The sequence below is a fragment of the Neomesorhizobium albiziae genome (assembly GCF_900114255.1).
In the GTDB taxonomy this organism is placed as follows: domain Bacteria; phylum Pseudomonadota; class Alphaproteobacteria; order Rhizobiales; family Rhizobiaceae; genus Neomesorhizobium; species Neomesorhizobium albiziae.
On sequence record NZ_FOSL01000066.1, the window covers coordinates 1 to 7564 of the forward strand.

A 7564-nucleotide genomic window follows, 5' to 3' on the forward strand; every position below is an offset into this window, starting at 1 on the left:
GTCACAAGTCAGGTCCCCGTGGATCGCTGGTGGGAGATTATTGCAAACCCCACGCTTGCCGATGCCATCCTGGATCGCCTCGTTCACAACGCCTATCGCATCGATCTCACCGGTGAAAGCATGCGAAAACAGCGCCCGCCAATCGCACCCGAAAAGACCGAAGCTTGACCTGAAACAAAACACGACCCAAACATCAACAAGACCCAGGATCAGACTGGAAACTGGCCGGCTTCAAATCGGAATGGCGGCCGGAATGAAATCGGAATGACCGGCCGGCTTCAAATCGGAATCGGTGGCCGGCTTCATCGGAATACGCACCGCATCGAGGTCAAGGAAAAAGAGATACTGATTTGTCTCCTTGCCATCGATCAGTCCGAACAGCTCCTGCGACAGCATCACGGCCTCTCGGATGGGGCTGAAGGCCAACCCAACAGAGAGAACGTCCACCGAACGGGATGACACATCGTCGTATGGATCGAAGGCTCGATCGCCAATTGAAGGTCCGGGCGCGAGAAAGCCCGGAGGATCTGTTAGCCCGCCGCTCAGTTTTGAGGCAAATGCTCGAGCGCGCGTAAATTGGTCACGATTTCCTGGGCGGTTGCGGGTGACTAGGTTTGTCGATGGATTGTTCATGATCGATGGGCTGAAGCTGGTGGCGACCTGCGGCTCGTTGGGGTCACATCCTCGGCTGGGAGGGTATCCGTCGAATACGTTATTATCGTTGCTGTCGACGCCGTCTCCGTGTTCTAGACCGAGCACATGGCCGATCTCATGGCCAATCAGTCGTGAATCGCCCTCGAAACTGTTGGCCATGTATGCTGCATGGTTTGTGGACGGATCCACCACGAGGAATCCACCTGCTTCGGTTATGGCCAAGTCCTGCGGAGCGATACAGAAAGGATCGGGCGACGAGGTGTAGCTGTAGAGTCCGGTCCTGCCATGGCCGCCCGTGGAGGTCGGGTTCCCGTTGTTATCGACAAACCGGTTGATGCTTACCCCCGTGATCCCGACGACCGGTGTCCCCGCCAGCCAGTTCTTGCTTCTCCATGCCGTGTCGCAGTCGTGCTTAGCTCGCTTAAAATCCGCCGCGTTATCGAGATCGGGATCGATCACATCACCCGGCATTCCTACGCTCGTGTTAGAATCAGTGATGACCGGGAAGTTGTCGTTGGTTAGCACCGCCCAGGTAATGGCAGATCGAAAAGTGATGTCGGCTCCCGGAATCCAAATACGATCGGTTGGGCGTTCATGACGCCGCCAAAGGACACTGTCCGTATCCGGCTCGCCGAAGAACGCGGGGTCCGTCGCGATTTTGGTACCCGCCATGACGCACCATCGCACCGGGACGACTGTAACGGTCCCTCCCGCCACGGTCGCCAGGGCGGATTGCACGAGCCCGCTGGACATCAAAAAACCGGATAGAAGAAGAAGGATGACCCTGAGCTGCGGGAAGCCTGGATGGTGACGTCGCATGATGACTACCTTCCTTGGTCGGTGATACTGAAATCGAGGCTAGTAGGACATTTCGGCCTATTCCTTGGTTTGGTCCCAATATCAAATCGAGAAAAGGCTACTGATGTAGTCTCCCTCACCCATCCGACCGTCACATCACCTGGATACCAACAGTTCTGCCAGTTCAGGGTAGCGTGATCTGCTCGATTAGAGATTGCGCCGGATCCAGTTTACGAACGACTTCTGTAGCGACGGCTTTTCCTTGGGCTGCCCCTGCATCGATATCGGACAAATAGTGGATGCCGCCCAAGAATCGCGACTGCCCCGCCCGCTGCGCCATAAGCTCGACCCTATCCGCCAGCTTGGGTATATAAAACGCTAGAACGTGCGAGGCGGCGCTCGAAATGACGGAGTGGCCGGAGGGGTAAGCTGGAAAGTTGGGGTTCGGGATGACCGTCTCGATTTTGCTCAATATCTGGGATGGCCGGGCCACTCCAAATGCATATTTATCCCGCCAGCAGGCGATCACGGCATCGTTTATGGCGATCATCGTCGCCGCCACGATGAAGAACTTTTCATCGAGATCTAGATCGGTTGCATCCACCTCGTCGAGCGCGATTTGGGCCCAGTGTCCGGGTGGCGTAAGGGTTCCGGCCCCGTCTGCCCAGTAAAGGACTAAAGCTCTATTCCTTGGTGACAAATTGGAGACCGCATTCCAGACCAATTCCGCCTGGCGGTCGAGGCTCCCATAAGAGACGGGGTTTTTCGACTGAAACTTCCTTACGTCCCCAACGACAAGCGCTGGGAGGTAGCCCCAATCAGGTCGCAAGGGGTCTGATCCTTGGTCAGGGTGCCACTGGCCCGAAGGTGACGGGGCACGAAAAATCGCGTCATTCCGCTTCCAAAGTCCGTCCAGACGGCTCGTGGTGTCTTCCAGGACTGCCAACATATCGCGCCCCACATCTACCTCGCTGGTCGCGCACGAAGTAGTCGTAATAGGATAAGGCGCCCAGAGTAGCCCTCGGCTGGTTTGCTTCTTGGCTAGGCCCAGAAGGAGATTTGGTACTACTCTTGCCGCCTGTTCTGTGCCGAGTTCCAGCGCCGCACGTCTAAATATCTCGCCGCTGCCAATGGCAAAGGCCGCGTACAGCCGACTCGCTAGCGGCGGATCGAGTCTGTTGCGGGCGACAAACTCGAACATCGCATTCCAAGCGCATCGATAGAAACGGTCGTCGGCATAGACGGGGGTGGATGCACCACTGATGGCGACAGCCAGAACGCAAATCCGGATGGCAACGATGACATGGGGTCGAATGACTTTGACCCATGTAAATCGACTACGGCTTTCTTGTTCAATGGTGGCAATGATCTTTCTATTGGTGATGCGCATGAAGATCACCCGGAAAGCAAGAATAATGAGCGACTCTTTGTAACATACAACATGAGAATGGCCAGCGTTAACACGCTTACAAGACGAATAGATGTCTCTAGGAGCTGGTGAGGCGGTAGTTGAGCCAAATTTTCTGTTGGGCATGACTGATTTTTATTTCATTTTGTTGTCACTGTTACGATGGTCAGCCCCCTTTCGGGTCCATCGTCGGTTTATCCAACTCTATTCTTTTCCGCTGTCCCGTCGGCGCCTCGAGAACCAATGCTCTCATCCTGACGACGCAGCAACGTTAACGCGAGCTCGTTGTCTTGCTAATCGATACGTTGCCAACAGCAACTCACAACAATTGTTGCTTTTCCGAAGGCCAGAGTCGCCCTACGATCATCAATGCCCTTTCTGTTTTTGTTTTTGGAGCATTCAGAACATGACGGGCCTCAGGGAGTGGTTAGCTTCGCTGCAGCTTGAGAGCTACTGTGAGAACCTCGTCAAGCAGCGCGTGGATCTCGACGTGCTCTCCGATCTGACTGAGGCCGACCTCGCTGACCTCGGAATTCCGCTCGGCGACCGCAAGCGCATAATGCGCGCCATCGAGGCGCTACACCAACGCGAGGTCCAGCCCCCGCTCGAGCCGACACCCCCGCCCACGGCGCCGTCGCCTCAAGCCAGATCGAAGCGACCGCTGCTTTACGAAAAAGAGGAGCTGCGACAACTGACCCTGGTGTTTGCCGATCTCGTTGGCTCGACCCAATTGACCCACACCCTTGGCATCGAGCGCTACCGCGACGCGATTCGTACCTACCAGCTCTGCTGCTCTGACTTGATCCGCAGTCATTTCGGCTTCGTCGCGCAATTCCTAGGTGATGGCGTGCTTGCTTACTTCGGCTACCCGACTGCCGAGGAGGACGATGCGGAGCGCGCGGTGTCAGCAGCACTCGCGATAGCGTGGGAAGTACCGCGCCTGGAGGTTGTCGATCATGCGCCGCTAGCAGTTCGCGTTGGCATCGCCACTGGCGACGTGCTCGTCAGCGATCTCGTCGGAGAGCGGCTGGCGATAAAGGGGGCGGTGCTCGGCGACGCGCCAAACCTCGCCGCGCGGCTGCAGGCTCTGGCGCGACCGGGCCAGGTCATCGTTGCCGAGAGCACCAAGCGGCTGCTCGGCAGGCAATTCGACTGTTTCTACCTTGGCGATAAACAGATCAAGGGCTTCGACAAGTCCCAGACGCTTTGGCTCGTCCGGGGAATGACGGCCAGCCCATCACGCTTTTCCGCGCACTCAATCGGGCCGATGACTCCGCTGGTCGGCCGGGAAGACGAACTCAAAATCCTCCAGCATCGATGGGACACGACTTGCAGGGGCGAAGGGCAAGTGATTCTTGTTTCCGGCGAGGCGGGGATCGGCAAATCCCGGCTCGCCGAGTGGCTCTGTGACGCAATCGTGGGCCGCCAGCCCTATCGCACGAGCTACCAATGCTCGCCCTACCACTCAGACAGTCCCTTCTTTCCGATAGTAATGCAGCTTGCGCGAGCTGCAGGGTTCAGCGACGACGATCTCAGTGGTGACCGGCTTGACAAGCTCGAGCACTTGCTGGCGCAGGGGACACAAGACGTCCGCAGCGTCGCGCCGTTGTTCGCGCGACTACTCTCAATTCCGTTCGAATACCGCTACGGGGACATCGATCAGCCGCCTGAGGTGATTAAGGAGCGCACAATGAACGCGCTCCTCGAGCAGCTCTTCGGTCTAGCAACCAGGCAGCCGGTAGTCGTGTTCTTCGAGGATCTGCACTGGGTCGACCCTTCCACCGAGGAGTTGCTCGACCTTCTGGTCGACCGGATTGGGGACAACCCTGTCATGCTAATCTGCACGTATCGACCGGATTACGAAGCGCCCTGGATCGGGCGTGCCAGGGTAACACATCTGTCTCTCTCGCGCCTCGACCGAAATCAGTCGTTGGAACTGGTCGGGCGGATCGCTTCGCGGGAGGAACTGGCCACGGACTTGCTCGAGCAAATCGTCGCCAGGGCCGACGGCGTGCCGCTGTTCCTTGAGGAGCTGACTAAGACAATTCTTGAGCGCCCGCTGCTCTCGACGAACGGTTCCGAGGTCGAAGTGGCGCTGCCCAAGTCGCTCAAGGAATTGCTGATGGCAAAGCTCGACAGCCTGTCGAGCGGGCGCGAGCTTGTACCGCTCTGCGCAGCGATCGGACGGACCTTCTCATATCGACTATTGATGGCGGTTTCCGAGGTTTCCGAAGAGACGCTCCTCCCTATCCTGGCCCAGTTGGGGCAGGCGCAGATTCTGCTGCACCGAGGCGAGTATCCGGACGTCACGTTCACCTTCCGCCACGCGCTGATCCAAGAGGCCGCGTATGAGACTATGCTTGCGAGCCGGGTTCAGGCCCTGCACGCCCGAATCGCCGATGTTCTGAGGACGCAATTTGTGGAGATTGCGGAGTCGCGGCCCGAGGTTGTAGCGCAGCACCTGAGCCGCGCCCGACGCTACGCCGAGGCGCGCGATCAGTGGCGAGGGGCCGCGGTACTTGCCATCGCGCGGTCGGCCAACACCGAGGCTTGGGCCCACCTCAAACAGGCTTTAGCCGAGAACGCGAAACTGGAGGAAGGCCCGGAGCGTACCGCGGCCGAAATCACGCTGCGGGAGATGATGCGCGAACCGATCGATGTTTGCGCGTGGGGTTCGACGGAGATTGAGTTGAATCTGCGCCGGCTCTACGAACTGCGCGCGCAACAGGGGGACAGCAACGAGCTCTTCCTCGTGGCCTATGGCAGCTGCGGCACACATTTGCTTGCAGGCCGCATACGCGAGGCCGAGGCCGACGCCGAGCGCATGGCGGCGCTCGCGGAAGAGACAGGGCAGCCGGTCCATGACATTTTGACCGTCCATACTAGGGCGTTTCTGGCGTTCCTTGCCGGCTACTTCTCGGAAGCGGTCGCAGGCTTTGACCGTGAGATCGCCGCTCTCCGTCCCGAGCACAGCGCGGGTATCCGGCTTCACTACGTCGCCGACCCCGCCATCGTAGCGCGAGTGATGCAGGCGTGGGCTCTGACGCTTTCGGGCGACGAAGCCCGTGCTGACAAGCGTATCGTCGAGGCCAAGCAGCTGATTGGTATGCAAGAGCAGAGCTTCAGCCGGATCTATGGTCTGACAATCATCGCTTCGATCCGGCAGACCCGTGGGGAAGCCGCAGAGGCTCGCGAGTTGGCCACGGCTGCTTGGCAGACGGCCAACGAAGAACGCGTGCCGTATTGGGAGGCTTGGGCGGCGGTGGTGCGAGGCTGGGCGATGACCGCGACCGGCGAGACCGAAGAGGGATTGGTGACGTTGCGCGAGGGGCTTGCTGCGTATGGCCGCACCGGCGCCCGCCAGATGCTCCCCTACGGCAGGACGCTGTTAGCCGACGCCTGCTTCAAGGCGAGGCGGATCCAAGAGGGGCTATCAGTGATCGAACACCTTGAGCGGGAGGACGCAACGAACCAAGTCCGCTTCTTTGACGCCGAGCGGCGCAAGGTCGCCGACGCACTGCGGGGCACGGTCGACACGTGAGACAAAGAGCGGTTTGTTTTGGGCAGCCTCCGCTACCCCCTCGTGTTGATCAGCGGCGGCTTTTCGCACCGCCCGAGGCAGTAGAACGGCGGCGCCGCGCCGGGCGGCAGGGTTTCTGGGGGATGGTGCACGAACATCATGTCGATGCAGGAATCCACGTCCGCTAGCAGAATGTGCCGATAGCTGTCTCTCCAGTCACCGTGGTTGCTTGTCGTGACGCGCTCGTTTGGTTCAAAGACCCCGTCATCGTCATGGTCTAGCCACAGCCGCACAACCGTGATCTGGTTGCCTTTGGCCCAGAGCTTGTAGTTGAAGTTGGCAGCCATTGCGGCACTAACCTGGATGTCGCTGCCGGGAAACACGTGGGCGCTATTGGTAGTGTCTTTAAGGATGACGTTGAAGACGTGGTCCCCGATCTCAACTTCGTATCTACTGCGGTCGACATCGACAGTGCCGTTGGGAAGCCCGATAGTGACCTCAGTCGTGACGTTAAGGTAGCCGCCCTTGTCTTGATGGTCGAAGAAGTACCCATCGATGTGACCACGGGAGTCGATGGTCACTTTCAGTTTCGGATCGAATTGCCCGGCCGGTGCTTTTGCCTTTGCGGCGGTCACAATGGAATGTCCGAAGATACCCCCGAGACCGCGAAGGCCCCGTGATACATTATCTGGATTCTGCCCGCCGCCTTCCTCAATCCGTCTGATCATTTCGCCGAGGGAGTCAACCTCATTCAAATCGTCGCGCATGCTTCGCAAGACCTCGCGAAGCTTGGTTTCATCGTCGAGCGCCTCCTGGAAATTGTAAAGCGGTGTCGTTTGCTCGGCGCCTTGCGTCATAATAAGGGTCGGCTGGAAATAATCGGTCTGAGAGTCCGTGCCGAAAGTCATTGATTTCGTGCGATGCGCCGGACAAGGATCATGACGGCTGCGGCGTAGAGGAATGCTGTTGCGGATTCGATGGTGGCCTCGGCGTCCTTCCATAGGCGTCTGTTGCGACTGATCCACGCAAAAAAGCGTTCCACGACCCAACGTCTCGGTTGCACGGCGAAGCCGATCTGATCTGGCTGTCTTTTGACTATTTCGACTGCGATGGAGGTGGCCTCGGCCACACGCGGTCCTCGGTATCCAGAATCGGCGAACACCATTCGGATAAAGGGAAACGGT

Annotated in this window: 6 protein-coding genes; 2 read left to right on the forward strand and 4 right to left on the reverse strand. The window is 58.7% G+C overall.

Annotated features, from left to right (window positions below):
• Nucleotides 1-168 (forward strand): ATP-binding protein (locus F3H98_RS30460; protein WP_188130657.1); only part of this gene is annotated, 168 nt, incomplete at its 5' end.
• Nucleotides 169-231: 63 nt separating this feature from the next.
• On the opposite strand, the gene F3H98_RS30465 is transcribed toward F3H98_RS30460, so the two are convergent.
• Together F3H98_RS30465 and F3H98_RS30470 are read right to left on the reverse strand one after the other, a co-directional pair.
• Complete coding sequence (locus F3H98_RS30465) at nucleotides 232-1326, reverse strand: hypothetical protein (protein ID WP_149764690.1); 1095 nt, start codon at nucleotides 1324-1326, stop codon at nucleotides 232-234.
• Nucleotides 1327-1636: 310 nt separating this feature from the next.
• Complete coding sequence (locus tag F3H98_RS30470; RefSeq protein ID WP_188130658.1) at nucleotides 1637-2842, reverse strand: phosphatase PAP2 family protein; 1206 nt, start codon at nucleotides 2840-2842, stop codon at nucleotides 1637-1639.
• A gap of 424 nt (nucleotides 2843-3266) precedes the next feature.
• Between F3H98_RS30470 and F3H98_RS30475 the strand changes: the two genes are divergently transcribed.
• Nucleotides 3267-6401: an AAA family ATPase gene (locus F3H98_RS30475; protein ID WP_188130659.1), complete on the forward strand. Its 3135-nt coding sequence runs from the start codon at nucleotides 3267-3269 to the stop codon at nucleotides 6399-6401.
• 32 nt (nucleotides 6402-6433) lie between these two features.
• Here F3H98_RS30475 and F3H98_RS30480 read toward each other — a convergent pair whose 3' ends face one another.
• Nucleotides 6434-7288 carry a hypothetical protein gene (locus F3H98_RS30480; RefSeq protein WP_149764696.1) on the reverse strand — a complete coding sequence of 285 codons (855 nt, stop codon included), beginning with the start codon at nucleotides 7286-7288 and terminating at the stop codon, nucleotides 6434-6436.
• Nucleotides 7285-7564, reverse strand: a 280-nt coding sequence (locus F3H98_RS30485; RefSeq protein WP_149764698.1) for a transposase, incomplete at its 5' end; no start/stop codon positions are given. The genes F3H98_RS30480 and F3H98_RS30485, both read right to left, overlap by 4 nt.